Here is a 16,409-nt window from a genome sequence, read left to right as displayed (position 1 = left end):
GAACAATACGAGAAGAGAAAAGGGAGTGTTTCTATTTGGCGGATAATTACGAAATATTTAAAAATCAGGTTTTTGCGATAACCAAAATAGATTTAAGCTCTTATAAAGAACGTCAAATGAAGCGTAGAATTGACGCATTAATAGCAAAACACAGAATTACATCTTATTCCGACTATATTGAAACCATACGCAAGAATCCGGTTATGTTTGAAGAGTTTGTAAATTATCTCACTATTAATGTCTCAGAGTTTTATCGTAACCCGGAACAGTGGAAGCTTCTGGAACAAGACGTGTTACCATATCTGTTTAACAGATTTGGAAACAATTTAAAAATCTGGAGTGCTGCTTGTTCAACTGGGGATGAACCGTATTCATTGGTTATGCTGCTGTCAAAGTTCATGCCTTTGTCACGTATTAAAGTAATTGCTACGGACATAGATAAACAGGTTTTGGAGAAAGCTAAATTAGGTCTTTATAATGTTAAGAGTCTAAAGGGTCTCCCGCCTGAGTTTTTGACTAAATATTTTCGGGAAATTAACAACAGTACTTATCAGATAGCAGATAGTATTAAGGCGTGTGTCGAGTTCAGGCAACATAATCTTTTAAAGGATGAATACCCCGGTCAGTGTGATTTGATTGTATGCAGGAATGTTCTTATCTACTTTACGGAAGATGCAAAGAATACGATTTACAAAAAATTCAATTCTTCCCTCAAAAAGGATGGTATTTTGTTTGTAGGAAGTACGGAGCAGATTATACAGCCTCAAAATCTTCAATATACAACTTATAAGTCATTCTTTTATAAAAAAAGCTAGTATAGGTATATGTAGCTATTTAAGCATTATAATTATACTATATATTATGTAAGTGTTATTCCGTTAGTCTTTCAGAAGCTGTTGCAAATACGAAGTAGATCAACTTTGAATTCGTAACTGCTTCTAACGGCTTAGGAATATCACTTATTTTTTTCGTAATTTGTGGTTGATTTTTATAATAATATCTAGTATATTGTGTATAGATACTGACAGGGTAAGTTTTTTCCTTAATATTTGATGTGTTTTTTTGAAGATACTGTGTTTAAGGATACTACTATTTGGAAATCAGTATGCAGTGCAATATTAGCGCAGATGGGAGCCAGCTATGGACAAAAGTGTGAGAGTTGCAGTAGACGCAATGGGCGGAGACAATGCTCCTGGACAGATTGTGAAAGGTGCCGTAGAAGCTATTAACGAAAGGAAAGATATAAAAGTTTTTTTAGTCGGAAAGGAAGCTGAAATCCGGTCAGAGTTGAAGCAATACAGCTATGATTATGACCGAATTATAGTGGTGAATGCAGACGAGGTTATTACTAATGATGAAGCCCCTGTTATGGCAATCCGTCGTAAAAAAAATTCTTCCGTCGTTGTAGCTTTAAGTTTGGTCAAAAACGGTGAAGCAGATGCTTTTGTATCAGCTGGCAGCACTGGAGCAGTTCTGGTTGGAGGACAGTTAATAGTTGGGAGAATAAAAGGGATTGAACGCCCTCCGTTAGCACCGTTGATACCAACAGTGAATGGTGTATCCTTACTTATTGATTGTGGGGCTAATGTTGATGCCAGACCGTCACATTTAGTTCAGTTTGCAAAAATGGGTTCTGTTTATATGGAAAACGTAATCGGTATAAAAAATCCCAGAGTTGCAATCGTGAATATAGGTACGGAAGAAGAAAAAGGGAATATGTTGGTAAAGGAAACTTTTCCGTTACTTAAAAACTGTAATGATATTAATTTCATTGGAAGTATTGAAGCGAGAGAGATTCCCAACGGTGGCGCAGATGTAATTGTCTGTGAAGCATTTGTGGGAAATGTTATTTTAAAGTTATATGAAGGTTTAGGTGGTGCTTTGATAGGCAAAATTAAAACCGGCCTTATGAGTACTACAAAAAGTAAGATTGGGGCTATGCTCTGTAAATCGGCTTTAAAAGAAACCTTAAAATCTTTTGACGCTTCTAGTTATGGTGGAGCGCCGATGCTTGGACTCAAAGGATTAGTGGTAAAATCCCACGGCAATTCCAAGAGTGTAGAAGTTAAGAATTCAATTCTCCAATGTATTACATTTACAGAACAAAAAATAAATGAAAAAATAAGGCTAAATATTCAGGAAGAAGAATAAAGCAAAGAAAGGTGATTATTATGGAATTTGAAAAATTACAAAAAATTATTGGCGAAGTATTAAATGTAGATGCAGACGAGATTACACTGGAAACAACATTTGTTGATGACTTGGGAGCAGACTCTTTAGATATCTTCCAGATTATCATGGGAATAGAAGAAGAGTTTGACATTGAAATTGCGAATGAAGAAGCTGAAAATATTGTTACTGTTGGTGATGCAGTAGATCAAATCAAAAACGCACTTAACTAATAAGTATTTTACTTATTCAGGGGGTGTATTATAGTTCATTTGCCCTTGTTTATAATTACAAGGGCTTTGCCTTTTTGAAAGGATGGCTTTATGTGATAGGAGTTACTTACCTATCGCATAAAAAGCACTCCTATAGAACGGCATTTGTATGAGTAAAACATAATTTATACTTTGATTGAAGGTATGTAATGGAAAGTTTATATTCAGGTAATATAGAAAGCAAGTTTACCCTATGCATGGTTGTTATATGAAAGGAGGAATAGAATGAATAAATCGGAAGAGCTTATATTGGAAAAACTGAGAAAATTTGAAGATATTATAGACTATAGATTCCGTGACAGAAAAATACTAAAACATGCTCTGACTCATAGCTCTTATGCGAATGAAAAAAGGATGAATAAGCTGGATAATAACGAGCGGCTGGAGTTTTTAGGAGATGCAGTATTAGAATTAGTTACCAGCGAGTATTTATTTCAGAAAAATAGTAAGATGCCGGAAGGGGATTTAACTAAGTTAAGAGCAAGGCTAGTATGTGAACAAACTTTGGCTGCCTGTGCCAGGGACATTAGAGTGGGTACGTTTCTTTTACTTGGAAAGGGAGAAGCTGCAACAGGAGGCAGAGATCGTCTTTCTATATTGTCAGATGCAATGGAAGCAATTATTGGAGCTATCTATTTAGACGGTGGTTTTACTAATGCAAAAGAGTTTATCTGCAAATATATTCTGTCAGATGTTGAGAATAAAAAGCTCTTTTTCGATAGCAAGACTATCTTGCAGGAGATTGTTCAAAGCGAATTTAAAGAACAATTATCCTATGAATTAATCAAAGAAGAAGGACCGGATCATAATAAACAGTTTACGGTAGTCGCTTTGGTAAATGACCTGGAATTAGGGGTTGGTGTAGGTAAGACGAAGAAGGCAGCAGAGCAGGAAGCCGCATATCAATCCATCCTTAAGATGAATAAGAAAAAAATGATATTACCGGGTGAAAGTCTGCATTAGAACAAGAAAACAGGGAGGGTCCCTATGTATTTAAAAAGTATAGAGGTCCATGGCTTTAAATCCTTTGCCAATAAAATAGTTTTTGAGTTTCATAATGGAATTACAGGTATTGTTGGTCCTAATGGAAGTGGCAAAAGTAATGTTGCCGATGCCGTACGCTGGGTTCTGGGTGAACAGAGTGCCAAGCAGCTAAGAGGCGCCAAGATGGAAGATGTTATATTCTCAGGTACGGAAGCCAGAAAGTCTATGGGTTATGCCTATGTTGCTATTACCATCAATAATGAGGACCATAAGCTTCCGATAGAGTATGATGAGGTTACTGTTGCCAGAAGAGTATATCGGTCAGGAGAAAGCGAGTATCTTATTAATGGTAACAGTTGTAGACTCCGTGATGTACAGGAGCTATTCTTGGATACGGGTATCGGAAAAGAAGGCTATTCTATTATCGGGCAGGGACAGATAGAAAAAATTCTAAGTGGAAAGCCGGAAGATAGAAGGGAATTATTTGATGAAGCGGCTGGTATTGTAAAATTTAAAAAGAGAAAAGCGGCAGCAGAGCGTAACCTGGAAGAAGAAAAGCAGAATCTGCACCGCATAAATGATATATTGCGTGAAATTGAAAAGCAAATTGGTCCCTTAGAACAGCAGTCTCAAGTGGCAAGAGAATATTTAAAGCTTCGTGATGAATTGAGAATTCTAGATGTTAATCTATTCTTACTGGAGAATGAAAAAGTCCAGGAGTTAAAACTTCAATTAGATGAAAAATTAAAAATTGCTCAGGAATCTCTATCTGCTTCCAACTTAAACTATGAATCCATAAAAGTAGAATTTGAAAAACTGGAATTACAGATTGAACAATGTAATGCAGCATTAGAATCAAATAAAACTTCTCTAAATGAGTTTAAACTTAGAAAAGAAAAAAAAGAAGGCGAAATTAAAGTCTTAAAAGAACAGATATCATCTGTCGAGCAAAACGACAAGCATTATCAGTCCAGGCTTTGGAGCATTGACGAGGAGCTTAATGGTAAGAATGGTGAACTGGAAAGTTTTGTTAGTATCAAGAAAGAAGTTGATGAAAAGCTAGATTCTCTGGATGATGCACAGACGGGAATAAATAGCGAACTTGAAGGTGTTCGTGCTGATATAACTGAATATACAAAACAGATTGAAAATTGCAATGCTGAAATATTTAAGTATTTAAGTGATAATTCCTCTTTAAAAACGAACTTGCAAAGATATGAAACAATCTTAGAACAGAATAACATAAAAAAGGTCGAATTAAATCAAAAACTCCTTCGTAATAAAAGTGAAGAAGCTTTTATTGATATTGCGATTCAGGAACAGGAAGAAAAACTTGCAATTATAACCGGACAGATAAAGGCTGTAATTGAGGATAATCAGAAATTGGAAAATATAATTTCTGTAAGCCAGCATAAATTGGAGCAAATCAGTGCTGAAATTACACAAAAGCAGCAACAATATCATATTGAACATTCCAGGCTAGAATCTTTAAAAAATCTCACGGAACGTTATGAAGGGTATGGAAATAGTATTCGTAAGATTATGGAAAAGAAAGAAACTCAGGCAGGTATCATTGGTGTAGTGGCAGATATTATAAAAACCGAATCAAAATATGAAACAGCAATTGAAACTGCTCTGGGCGGAAATATTCAGAATATAGTTACGGATAATGAAGAAACTGCTAAGAAGCTAATAGAATATCTGAAGCGGGACAAGCTTGGTCGGGCTACTTTTCTACCCTTAACCAGTATATCTGGAAAAGAAGGGGGCAGACACGAAAAACTGTTATCGGAAAAAGGAGTGTTAGGTTATGCCAATCAGCTTGTACAAACAGAAGAAAAATTTCGTGAGTTAATGATATATCTTCTTGGAAGAAGCTTAGTGGTTGATACCATTGAGAATGCTTTGATTTTGGCGAGGAAAAACAACTATTCTCTTCGAATTGTGACATTGGATGGAGAATTATTAAATCCAGGTGGCTCCTTATCTGGTGGAGCGTATAAGAATAACAGCAATCTTCTCGGGCGACGCCGTGAGATTGAGGAATTGGAACGAAAAGCTTCAGAATTACAAATAGCTGTTAATACCCTTGATTTGGAAAAGGAACATCAGAAAAAAGATAGAAGTGAAGCAAGCGGGGCATTGGAAAAGAATAAAACAGTTCTTCATGAAATCTATCTTACCCAAAATACTGTTAAAATGAGTCTTAGCCAGGAAGAAAAAAAGAAGAAAGATGGCAGACTAATTTACGAGGAAATTACAAAAGAGATAAAAGAAATTGAAAGACAAAGCATAGAATTAAATGACAATATAGATAAGTTAAAACTGGAACTACACTCTAATGAAGAGAAGAGTAAGGAAAACGAGCATAATATTGAAATCGTAAACGAATTATTAAATGCAAAAAAACAAGATGAACAAAAAATTGCTGAAAAGATTTCAAATATCCGTATTGATTTTTCGGCTCTGGAACAAAAAAATCAGAATGTCTTAGAAAATATCAGGCGTGTTAAAAAAGATTTGGAAAAACTGTATGAGGAAAAGAATCAGTTAAATAAAAATATTCTTGAGGCAGCAGAACAGATAAGAGAAAAGTATACAGGCATAGAGAATACAGAGACAGAGATTGAGGATTTGAACATAAAACTTACAGAGTTGGAGTCTGCAATACATCAAACGAATGAAACCAGAGAGAAAATTGGAAATGCACATAAAAGCTCTTTTGGTCGTAGGGAAGAACTATCCCGAGAGATTAATGAGCTGGATAAAGAAGTTTTCCGATTAGGAAATCAATTGGAGAAAATTGCTGAGCAGGTAGATGAAAGATTAAACTACATGTGGGAAGAATATGAACTAACGTATCACACTGCTTTGGAATATAAGGCGGAGGCGATGGATAATCTTAACCAGATGAAAAAAGATATTCAGGATGTAAAAACTGCAATCAAAGCACTAGGGGATGTCAATGTCAATGCCATTGATGATTTTAAGAATCTATCAGAACGCTATATATTCCTAAAAACCCAGCGTGACGATTTAGAAAAGGCAGAAGAAACACTACTAGAAATCATTGCTGAACTGGATATAGAGATGCGTAAACAGTTTGAGGATAAATTCAAATTAATTAAAGAACAGTTTGATATTGTGTTTAAAGAGCTGTTTGGTGGTGGTAAAGCTACACTAGAGCTGACAGAGGAAGAAGATATACTAGAGGCAGGTATCATTATAACCTCACAGCCACCGGGTAAAAAACTACAGAATATGATGCAGTTATCAGGTGGAGAAAAGGCTTTAACTGCCATATCCCTATTGTTTGCCATACAGAACTTAAAGCCATCTCCATTTTGTCTTCTGGATGAGATTGAGGCAGCTTTAGATGATTCAAACGTAAAACGTTTTGCCAAGTATTTACATAAATTAACAAAGGATACACAATTTATTATTATCACCCATCGTAGAGGAACAATGAATGCGGCTGATATTTTATATGGTATAACAATGCAGGAAAAGGGTGTATCAACATTGGTATCCGTTAATTTAATTGAAAATGATTTAGAGAAATAATTCGTAGTAATAAGAGGTAATAGTGAAATTAGTCTATATGAATTACTAAAAAGTAACATGTCTATTTTAATAAGCAAGTCGGTGTATAATAAAATTGTAATTTTACACTCTGGTTTAATGCAGTACCGAAGCAGTAGATGGATTTGATATGCAAGGGAAGCCGGTATTAATGCAAAATTATTTTGGTATGAGAGAAAATTTATAGAGAAAGGGATTGTCACAGTTCATTCTTTCAGCCTTTTTGTGACAGAGCACTAATTAAATGTGCGTAGTAGGTATAATTCATGGGAGAACCAAAGAAAGGTTTTTTTAGTAAACTTGTTGCAGGGCTATCTAAGACAAGAGATAATATTGTTGCCGGAATAGAATCAATTTTTACTGGCTTTTCAAATATTGATGATGATTTCTATGAAGAGTTGGAAGAAATATTAATAATGGCTGATTTGGGTATAAATACAACGGCGGCTATTATTACTGATTTAAAAGCAAAAGTAAAAGAAAACAAAATTAAAGAACCAAAGGAATGTAAAGAGTTATTAATTCAAAGTATCATGGATCAGATGGATGTTAGTGAAACTGCCTATGAATTTGAAAATAGAAAATCCATTGTTCTCTTAATCGGTGTTAACGGTGTAGGCAAAACTACTTCTGTAGGTAAACTGGCAGGGCAGTTAAAAGATAAGGGCAAAAAGGTTATTGTTGCAGCAGCAGATACATTCCGTGCCGCAGCGATTGAGCAATTAACCGAATGGTCCAATCGTGCAGGTGTTGATATTATAGCCCAGCAGGAGGGCTCAGATCCGGCAGCGGTTATCTATGATGCTGTCACAGCAGCTAAGGCAAGGAATGCCGATGTATTAATTTGTGATACGGCAGGAAGACTCCACAATAAAAAGAACCTTATGGAAGAACTTAAAAAGATTGATAGAGTTATTACCAGGGAGTTTCCGGATGCATACCGTGAGACACTAGTCGTATTGGATGGAACCACAGGACAGAATGCATTAGCGCAGGCTAAACAATTCAATGAAGTTGCAGAAATTACAGGTATAATATTAACAAAACTGGATGGAACGGCAAAAGGAGGAATTGCAATTGCCATACAGTCAGAGCTGGGAGTTCCGGTAAAATATATCGGTATTGGAGAACATATTGATGACTTACAGAAATTCAACGCGAAAGATTTTGTAAACGCGCTGTTCAACTAAAAGGAGACCAACATTATGATGACTTTAGATAAATTTGAAGAAGCTGCGGAATTAGTCAAAAAAGTAACCTTGAGAACAAAGTTAATTTACAGCGATTATTTTTCAGATACCACTGGTAATAAAGTTTTTTTGAAACCTGAAAATATGCAGTTTACCGGTGCGTACAAGGTTCGCGGTGCTTATTATAAAATAAGCACTCTGACGGAGGAAGAAAGGGAAAAGGGATTGATTACCGCTTCAGCAGGAAACCATGCCCAGGGCGTGGCCTACGCTGCGAAAATGTATCAGGCGAAAGCAGTCATTGTAATGCCAACAACAACACCTTTAATTAAAGTGAATCGAACGAAGGGCTATGGGGCGGAAGTAATTCTTCATGGAGATGTCTATGATGATGCCTGTCAGTATGCGCTACAATTAGCAGAGGAAAAGGGGTATACTTTTATTCACCCGTTTGATGATGAAGTAGTATCTACCGGACAGGGTACCATTGCAATGGAAATATTTCAGGAACTTCCAACAGTTGATGTGATTTTAGTACCTATAGGTGGAGGTGGACTTGCCGCGGGCGTATCCACTCTGGCTAAGTTATTAAATCCCAATATCAAGGTTATCGGTGTAGAACCAATGGGAGCAAATTGTATGCAGGAATCTATAAAGGCTGGACAGGTTGTCACCTTACATAATATAGATACCATTGCAGACGGAACCGCTGTAAAAACTCCAGGAAGTAATATTTTCCCATATATTCAAAAGAATATAGATGAGGTTATTTCTATCGATGACCATGAGTTAATTGTAAGTTTTCTTGATATGATTGAAAATCACAAAATGGTTGTTGAAAATTCCGGTCTTCTAACGGTAGCTGCACTTAAGCACTTAGACTTTAAAAATAAGAAAGTAGTCTCTATATTAAGCGGTGGTAATATGGATGTAATAACGGTATCCTCTATTGTACAACATGGTTTAATTCAAAGAGGCCGAATATTTACGGTTTCAGTTCTTTTACCGGACCGTCCGGGTGAACTTGTTAATGTAGCTAATGTAATTGCAGCAAGTCAGGGGAATGTAATTCGTTTGGACCATAATCAGTTTGTTAGTATAAATCGTAACAGTGCAGTTGAACTAACAATAACGATGGAAGCTTTTGGACACGAACATAAGGAAAGTATAGTAGCTGCATTAAAAGAAAAAGGCTACAATCCTAAAATCGTACAACCCAAAGGAACTTATAATTAATATCATATATTTGTATGTATTTTATCGAGTTATACATTGATTAATAAGTATTTATCAGGAACAGGTTAACCTGTTCCTGTATTTTTAAATATAAAATAAACAAAAACCTATAGGCAGCAAGGAGTCTAAGCTACCTATATATGAAAATAGTATTCGTAAAACTCTTACCTCCATAGCAGGAAAACCGATTTCAAATCTTTAAAAACTATTTTGCAATTATACAATTGAAAAAAGTGAAAGGATAGGTCATGAGAATTCGAAATATTGAACCAGAAGAAGATGCAGGGAGACTACTTGCAATGCAATTTCAACTAGATTTGGAAACCATTTATATGATGTTGGAACCCGGTGAGCGGGATGATTCGAAAGAGAAGCTGGAAAGTCGTCTAAGGGGAGCTGTCAGCAACGGCTCCATAATTCTGGTGGCAGAGACAAGTGAAAAAGAAATCATTGGCTATATTTGGGCAGAACGGGGAATACCAAGGAGGATCAGACATAGTGCCTACATTGTAACCGGAATAAGGAAAAGCTATAGGGGCAGGGGAATAGGTACTTCTTTATTTAAAGAGTTGGAAAAACAAGCAAAGGAAAAAGGAATTACAAGGCTTGAACTGACTGTTATAAAAGAAAATATACCAGCTCTAAACTTATATCAAAAAATGGGTTACCGAATAGAAGGAGAAAAACCAGAATCACTTTTTATAGAGGGCAGATTTTTGGATGAATATTATATGGGTAAGCTTATAATAAAAGACGAACCTGCTAACTAGAGTATGGATTCTCTAAATGAAAGTGCGAGATGCCTGTTTATTAGTAGTTTGATAATGCAGTTTTATATATACAGGATGTTTACAAATCGGAAATTATTTGCTATAATAAGTGGGTCTTATTATTCTACTCTGTCTGGAGTATAAATTAACTATCCCCCTGTAAAAAATATTATATTAAGTGAGAATACTGGAATCTAAATCCATATAACTGCTATAGTATTAGTTCTGCTTAAAGCATAGTAAGCTTGCAATGTTTATAATAGTAACGCATTAAAGTTGTGATACAAAATGGCAGGGGCTAGGATTAGCGGTTTTGATTAATGAATTCTGTATTGACAAAAGATTATTTATGTTATATCATTATAACAAGAACATAAGTTCGTGATGAAAAGGAGATTAAGTATGTCTAAGGAAGATAAAACAAGAGCATTGGAGTCTGCACTGGCACAAATAGAAAAGCAATATGGTAAGGGATCTGTAATGAAGCTGGGAGATAGGGCAGCTCATATGAATATAGAAACTTCACCCACAGGTTCTATCAGTCTTGACATTGCCCTGGGGCTCGGCGGTATTCCAAGAGGTAGAATCGTAGAGGTATATGGTCCAGAATCCAGCGGTAAAACTACAGTTGCATTACATATGGTAGCCGAGGTGCAGAAGCGTGGTGGTATTGCAGGTTTTATTGATGCTGAACATGCTCTTGATCCTGTTTATGCAAAGAATATCGGAGTAGATATTGATAATTTGTATATTTCACAGCCAGATAACGGTGAACAGGCTTTGGAGATTACTGAAACCATGGTACGCTCAGGAGCAGTAGATATTATTATAGTAGACTCTGTTGCTGCACTTGTACCTAGGGCAGAAATTGATGGTGATATGGGTGATTCTCATGTAGGCTTACAGGCCAGACTTATGTCTCAGGCTCTTAGAAAGTTAACTGCGGTAATCAGCAAATCCAACTGTATTGTAATATTTATAAATCAGCTACGTGAAAAAGTAGGTGTTATGTTTGGTAGTCCTGAAACTACAACAGGCGGTAGAGCATTAAAATTCTATTCTTCCATTCGCCTTGATGTCCGCAGAATAGAATCCTTAAAGCAAGGCGGAGATATTGTAGGCAGTAGAACAAGAATTAAAGTAGTTAAGAATAAGATAGCGCCTCCTTTTAGAGAAGCAGAGTTTGATATTATGTTTGGACAAGGTATCTCCAAAGAAGGAGATGTTTTGGATTTAGCTGCCAATGAAAATATTGTAATTAAGAGCGGTGCATGGTATGCTTACAATGATGCAAAGATTGGACAGGGAAGAGAAAATGCTAAGACATTCTTAAAGGACAATCCGGATATTTTTGCTGAAATTGAAAAGAAGGTCAGAGAAAAGTATGAGATTGCAGCAGATGTTAAAGAAACTTCTGATAGTCCTAAGCAAATTGCTGAAGAATAGAACATTTTGTATTGATTTTTAATTATAGTTAAAAAGAAAAAACTTAGCCTAAGCTTAGCTAAGTTTTTTCTTTTATGGAAAAATAGAATAAGAATTAGGAGATGCTTATGATTATTACGAAACTGGAACGAATTGAAAACGGGAAGGGAAAAATCAAGGTATATATTGAAGGTGAATATTGTTTCATACTCTATCAAAAAGATCTTAATAATTTTCGCATAGAGGAAAACACTGACATAACAGAAACTCAATATGAAGATATCTATATTAATACAGTGCTGCGGAGAGCCAAGCAGAAGGCACTTGCCATATTAAAATATATGGACCGGACAGAGCAGGAATTAATTACGAAGTTAAAACAGTACGGTTGCACAGAGACTCTAATTAATGATGTTCTGGAATATATCAATAAATATCACTATATTGATGATTATAGATATGCCGCAAATTATATTCGTTTTAGAAAAAACTCCAAAAGTAAGCGACAAATATCCATGGAACTTAGTCAAAAAGGTATAGCGAAAGAAGATATAGAACAGGCATTTGCAGATGAATATGACGAAGAAGATACTGCCATAAAAACAGCAATAGCCAAAAAATGCAGAAACCTAGATATATTGACTTATGAAGAAAAGCAAAAAATTGCTGCAAGCTTGTATCGGAAGGGATTTAAGATGGATTTAATACAAAAATATTTGAAGCACAATTTATGACAATGGTATCAATTTAATAGTTATAATTGTTAGAACAGAGATAAAATTCAAATTTCATACAAATAAACTTGCTATTTTTTGTAATTAGCTTTATACTTATAATTGGAATAAAATTGATTTTATTATTTAAATACATTAAAATTGGAGGGCAGAAAATGAATGCGACTTCTATATTATCAGCAAGAGAACGTATTGAGCTATTGCTGGATGAGAATAGTTTTGTTGAAGTAGGTGCTCTTGTAACAAGAAGAAACACAGACTTTAATTTAAAACTAAAGGATATACCATCGGATGGTGTAATTACCGGCTATGGGGTTATTGATGGTAATCTGGTGTATGTTTACAGCCAGGATAAGGCAGCACTAAATGGTACGATTGGGGAGATGCATGCTAAGAAAATTACACATATTTATGATTTAGCACTTAAGGTTGGCGCACCGGTCATTGGTTTAATTGATAGTGCCGGATTAAGACTGCAGGAAGCAACGGATGCATTACATGGGTTTGGCGAGATTTATTTTAAACAGACAATGGCGTCCGGTGTAATCCCTCAAATTACAGCAGTATTTGGTAATTGTGGAGGAGGTTTGGCAGTGTTGACTTCCTTAAGTGATTTTGCGTTTATGACAAGAGATGCAAGATTATATGTAAATTCACCTAATGCCATTGAGGGGAATTTTACAGCAAAAAAGGATACTTCTGCTTCAGAATTCCAGAGCAAAAAAGGAACCGTTGATTTTGTGCTTGAAGATGATACAGCAGTAATTAACAGCGTACGGGAACTAATTACTATAATTCCTTCAAACAATGAGGATGATGCTTCTTATGATGAATGTACGGATGATTTAAACAGACTGGTACCAGAGATTGTATCAGGACTTGGCAATGCAGCAAAAGTTTTGACTGTAATATCTGATGATAATTATTTTATGGAAGTAAAGGCAGGTTATGCCAGAGAAATGGTTACCGGGTTTATACGATTAAATGGAATGACAATTGGAGCGGTTGCAAATTGTACGGAGGTTTCTGAAGCTGGAAATACAATAACCTTAGATGGAATGTTAACAACAAAGGGCTGCCATAAAGCAGAAAAATTTGTACAGTTCTGTGATGCTTTTCATATACCTGTATTATCTTTGACCGATGTAGTTGGTTTTAAAGCGGAAATTGAAGAAGAGAGTACCATTGCTCACGCTTCTGCAAAACTGACTTATGCATTTAGCAACGCAACAGTACCTAAAGTGAATATTGTGATTAAAAAGGCCTATGGCAGTGCATACCTTGTGATGAATTCAAAGCATATTGGTGCGGACCTTGTGTTTGCATTAGAGGGAGCAGAGATAGGAATGATGGATGCAAAATCTGCCGCAAGAATTATTGCTGAGGACCATACGAAAGACTTAGAAGAAATTGCTTCCGAATACGAAAAATTACAAAGCAGTGCGGAAGGAGCAGCACGCAGAGGCTATGTAGATGCGATTATAGAGCCAGCTTCTTTAAGAAAGCATTTAATTTATGCATTCGAAATGCTTTTTACCAAAAGAGAGAAACGTCCTTCTAAAAAGCATGGTACATTGTAGTTTAAAATAGAATACGCGAAAGCGTAGAAGGGAGCAGAAGATGTTTTATCCACATTTGCGTTTAACGAATCTATTAATGACAGCAGGTCTTAAGATGGGGCTTTCAGAAAAACTTCAGATGGCATTGTTAAATATAGTTCTCGGAATGGGAATCGTATTTACTGTTCTTCTATTTATGTCATTTCTCATTTTCATTATAAAGTTCATTCCAAGGCTATTTCGTGGAGAAGCTTACAACAAAACCTCAGATGCAAAAGAGACTTTTACGGAAACGACAGATGTTATTTCTGTAAAAGAGAATTTAACCAATAAAACTTTGGATGTACCTAATGAAGGAAATCTTATGACTGATACAGAATTAGTTGCTGTAATAACAGCTGCAATTATGGCATATATGGGAGATGAAGTTTTAGAGGACGGTTTGGTGGTAAGGTCGATTAAGCGTGCAAATCATAGCAGATGGCAGAGGACTGATAGTTAAAAGTGTATTATTTTAAAATCTAAATCATAGTAATTTATTATAATTAAAAGGAGGTATCGATTATGAAAAATTATATAATAACTGTTAATGGTACAGCATATGAAGTAAGTGTGGAGGAAGGCAGCAAGAGCAGTACTTCTCCGGCTCAAGTCTATACAGAGCCAGCTAAAGCGGTAACTTCAACGCCTAAGATGGCTCCTGTACCTACTGTTAAGGCACAAGAACCGAAAGTTGAAGAACCAAAGGCCGCCCCTGCTTCAGTGCAAACCGCTTCAGCCGGTGCAATCAAAGTAAATTCTCCTATGCCTGGAAAAATATTAGCATTAAAGGCGAATATTGGACAGACTGTAAAGCGTGGAGACGTTATACTTATATTGGAAGCAATGAAGATGGAAAACGAAATAGTAGCACCAGAACCCGGGACTGTAGCAAGCATAGATGTAACGGTAGGTGATATGGTTGAGGCTGGCGTTTTATTAGCTACCTTGAAATAACACTATAATGCAATTCTATGGCACAATATAGAAGAGAGAATAAAATAGAAAGGATTGCCACAGCACATTCTTTCTAATGATTGAAGTGGCAAGCAATGGTAAAATAATGGATTATATACACGATATCTTAACTAGGCTGGCTGAGCAAACAGCCTTTACTAGTCTAACGTATAAGAACTTTATTATGATAGCAATTGCCTGCTTTTTTCTTTATCTTGCAATAAGAAAAGAGTATGAACCACTGCTGCTTGTACCCATTGCATTTGGGATGCTTTTGGTTAACCTGTTTCCAGGGATTATGGCACATCCCACAACAGATGCTAATGGAAACTTTGTTGCGGGTGGATTACTGTATTATTTTTATATAGGTGATGAATATGGTATTTGGCCGTCTTTAATATTTTTGGGTGTTGGTGCTATGACTGATTTTGGTCCCTTAATAGCAAATCCTAAAAGTTTTCTTCTTGGGGCAGCAGCTCAGTTTGGGGTATTTACAGCATATATTGGGGCAATATTACTGGGATTTACTGATGAGGCGTCGGCAGCTATATCTATTATCGGAGGGGCAGATGGTCCGACATCAATTTTTCTGGCATCAAAGTTAGCACCCGAATTAATGGGGCCAATAGCAGTTGCAGCGTATTCTTATATGGCTTTAGTACCTATTATACAACCTCCGATTATGAGGCTGTTAACAACAGAAAAAGAGCGTAGAGTAAAGATGGATCAATTAAGGAACGTTACTAAGCTGGAAAAAGTACTATTTCCAATTATTGTTACGACCGTTGTTGTGTTGTTACTTCCGACAACGGCACCTCTGGTAGGCATGTTGATGTTAGGAAATCTTTTCCGTGAGAGTGGAGTTGTTAAGCAGCTTACCGAAACAGCCTCTAATGCATTGATGTACATTGTGGTAATATTATTGGGAACTTCTGTTGGAGCTACAACTAGTGCAGAAGCGTTTTTAACTCCGAATACCTTAAAAATTGTCTTGCTTGGATTAATTGCATTTATATTCGGGACGGCGTCAGGAGTATTGTTAGGGAAATTAATGTGTAAGTTGTCTGGCGGAAAAATAAATCCACTGATCGGTTCCGCAGGTGTATCGGCAGTTCCAATGGCAGCCCGTGTTTCTCAAAAAGTTGGGGCGGAAGCAGATCCAACTAATTTTCTTTTGATGCATGCAATGGGACCAAATGTAGCAGGTGTTATAGGTACAGCAGTGGTAGCAGGAACGTTTTTGGCAATCTTTGGAGTGAAATAAAGTGGTATGGCATGTTTATACGATAGAATAATGCTGTGTTAACACAAATAAGAATTCTGATTGTTTGTTAAATATAGGAGAAAAAGAAAGCTATGGTTATTCCGTTAACTACAAGATAGCAGTGATATATGTCACATTACATGGTAGAGATTGGGTTGAAATAACAAGAGCTTTATTAACCTACTGATTTATACGTGTGCAAATGCTGCAAATAGCACTAGAGCACAC

General features: G+C 36.1%; 14 protein-coding genes. All 14 read left to right on the top strand.

What is annotated here, in order from left to right; all coding sequences use genetic code 11:
• Positions 1-35: 35 nt before the first annotated feature.
• The 14 genes from acsn021_RS13430 (at position 36) to acsn021_RS13365 (ending at position 16,181) form a co-directional block, all read left to right on the top strand.
• Positions 36-815, top strand: a complete 780-nt coding sequence (locus tag acsn021_RS13430; RefSeq protein ID WP_184095035.1) for a CheR family methyltransferase — start codon at positions 36-38, stop codon at positions 813-815.
• A 325-nt stretch (positions 816-1,140) separates the two neighbouring features.
• Positions 1,141-2,151 carry a phosphate acyltransferase PlsX gene (gene plsX, locus acsn021_RS13425; protein ID WP_184095033.1) on the top strand — a complete coding sequence of 337 codons (1,011 nt, stop codon included), beginning with the start codon at positions 1,141-1,143 and terminating at the stop codon, positions 2,149-2,151.
• Positions 2,152-2,171: 20 nt separating this feature from the next.
• Positions 2,172-2,402, top strand: a complete 231-nt coding sequence (acpP, locus tag acsn021_RS13420) for an acyl carrier protein (RefSeq protein WP_184095031.1) — start codon at positions 2,172-2,174, stop codon at positions 2,400-2,402.
• Between the two features lie 264 nt (positions 2,403-2,666).
• Positions 2,667-3,404, top strand: a complete 738-nt coding sequence (rnc, locus tag acsn021_RS13415; RefSeq protein ID WP_207725189.1) for a ribonuclease III — start codon at positions 2,667-2,669, stop codon at positions 3,402-3,404.
• A gap of 24 nt (positions 3,405-3,428) precedes the next feature.
• Complete coding sequence (smc, locus tag acsn021_RS13410) at positions 3,429-6,989, top strand: chromosome segregation protein SMC (RefSeq protein ID WP_184095029.1); 3,561 nt, start codon at positions 3,429-3,431, stop codon at positions 6,987-6,989.
• 284 nt (positions 6,990-7,273) lie between these two features.
• Positions 7,274-8,197, top strand: coding sequence for a signal recognition particle-docking protein FtsY (gene ftsY, locus acsn021_RS13405; protein ID WP_184095027.1), 924 nt, complete (start codon positions 7,274-7,276; stop codon positions 8,195-8,197).
• Between the two features lie 15 nt (positions 8,198-8,212).
• Positions 8,213-9,433 (top strand): threonine ammonia-lyase, encoded by a 1,221-nt coding sequence (gene ilvA / locus acsn021_RS13400; RefSeq protein WP_184095025.1) that lies wholly within the window; start codon positions 8,213-8,215, stop codon positions 9,431-9,433.
• Between the two features lie 248 nt (positions 9,434-9,681).
• The gene (locus acsn021_RS13395; RefSeq protein ID WP_184095023.1) at positions 9,682-10,203 is read left to right on the top strand and encodes a GNAT family N-acetyltransferase; all 522 of its coding nucleotides are present in this window, start codon (positions 9,682-9,684) and stop codon (positions 10,201-10,203) included.
• A gap of 402 nt (positions 10,204-10,605) precedes the next feature.
• On the top strand, positions 10,606-11,649 hold the full coding sequence (gene recA / locus acsn021_RS13390; protein ID WP_184095021.1) for a recombinase RecA: 1,044 nt from the start codon (positions 10,606-10,608) through the stop codon (positions 11,647-11,649).
• Between the two features lie 107 nt (positions 11,650-11,756).
• The gene (locus tag acsn021_RS13385) at positions 11,757-12,362 is read left to right on the top strand and encodes a regulatory protein RecX (protein WP_184095019.1); all 606 of its coding nucleotides are present in this window, start codon (positions 11,757-11,759) and stop codon (positions 12,360-12,362) included.
• A gap of 155 nt (positions 12,363-12,517) precedes the next feature.
• Positions 12,518-13,942: an acyl-CoA carboxylase subunit beta gene (locus tag acsn021_RS13380; RefSeq protein WP_184095017.1), complete on the top strand. Its 1,425-nt coding sequence runs from the start codon at positions 12,518-12,520 to the stop codon at positions 13,940-13,942.
• Positions 13,943-13,982: 40 nt separating this feature from the next.
• On the top strand, positions 13,983-14,423 hold the full coding sequence (locus tag acsn021_RS13375; protein ID WP_184095015.1) for an OadG family protein: 441 nt from the start codon (positions 13,983-13,985) through the stop codon (positions 14,421-14,423).
• 62 nt (positions 14,424-14,485) lie between these two features.
• A complete protein-coding gene (locus acsn021_RS13370) occupies positions 14,486-14,917 on the top strand; it encodes a biotin/lipoyl-containing protein (protein ID WP_184095013.1) in 432 nt (143 codons plus the stop codon).
• Positions 14,918-15,023: 106 nt separating this feature from the next.
• Positions 15,024-16,181, top strand: a complete 1,158-nt coding sequence (locus acsn021_RS13365) for a sodium ion-translocating decarboxylase subunit beta (protein WP_184095097.1) — start codon at positions 15,024-15,026, stop codon at positions 16,179-16,181.
• Positions 16,182-16,409 lie beyond the last annotated feature (228 nt).

The sequence above is a fragment of the Anaerocolumna cellulosilytica genome (assembly GCF_014218335.1).
GTDB lineage: Bacteria > Bacillota > Clostridia > Lachnospirales > Lachnospiraceae > Anaerocolumna > Anaerocolumna cellulosilytica.
This window is presented reverse-complemented; position numbering and strand designations above follow the sequence as displayed.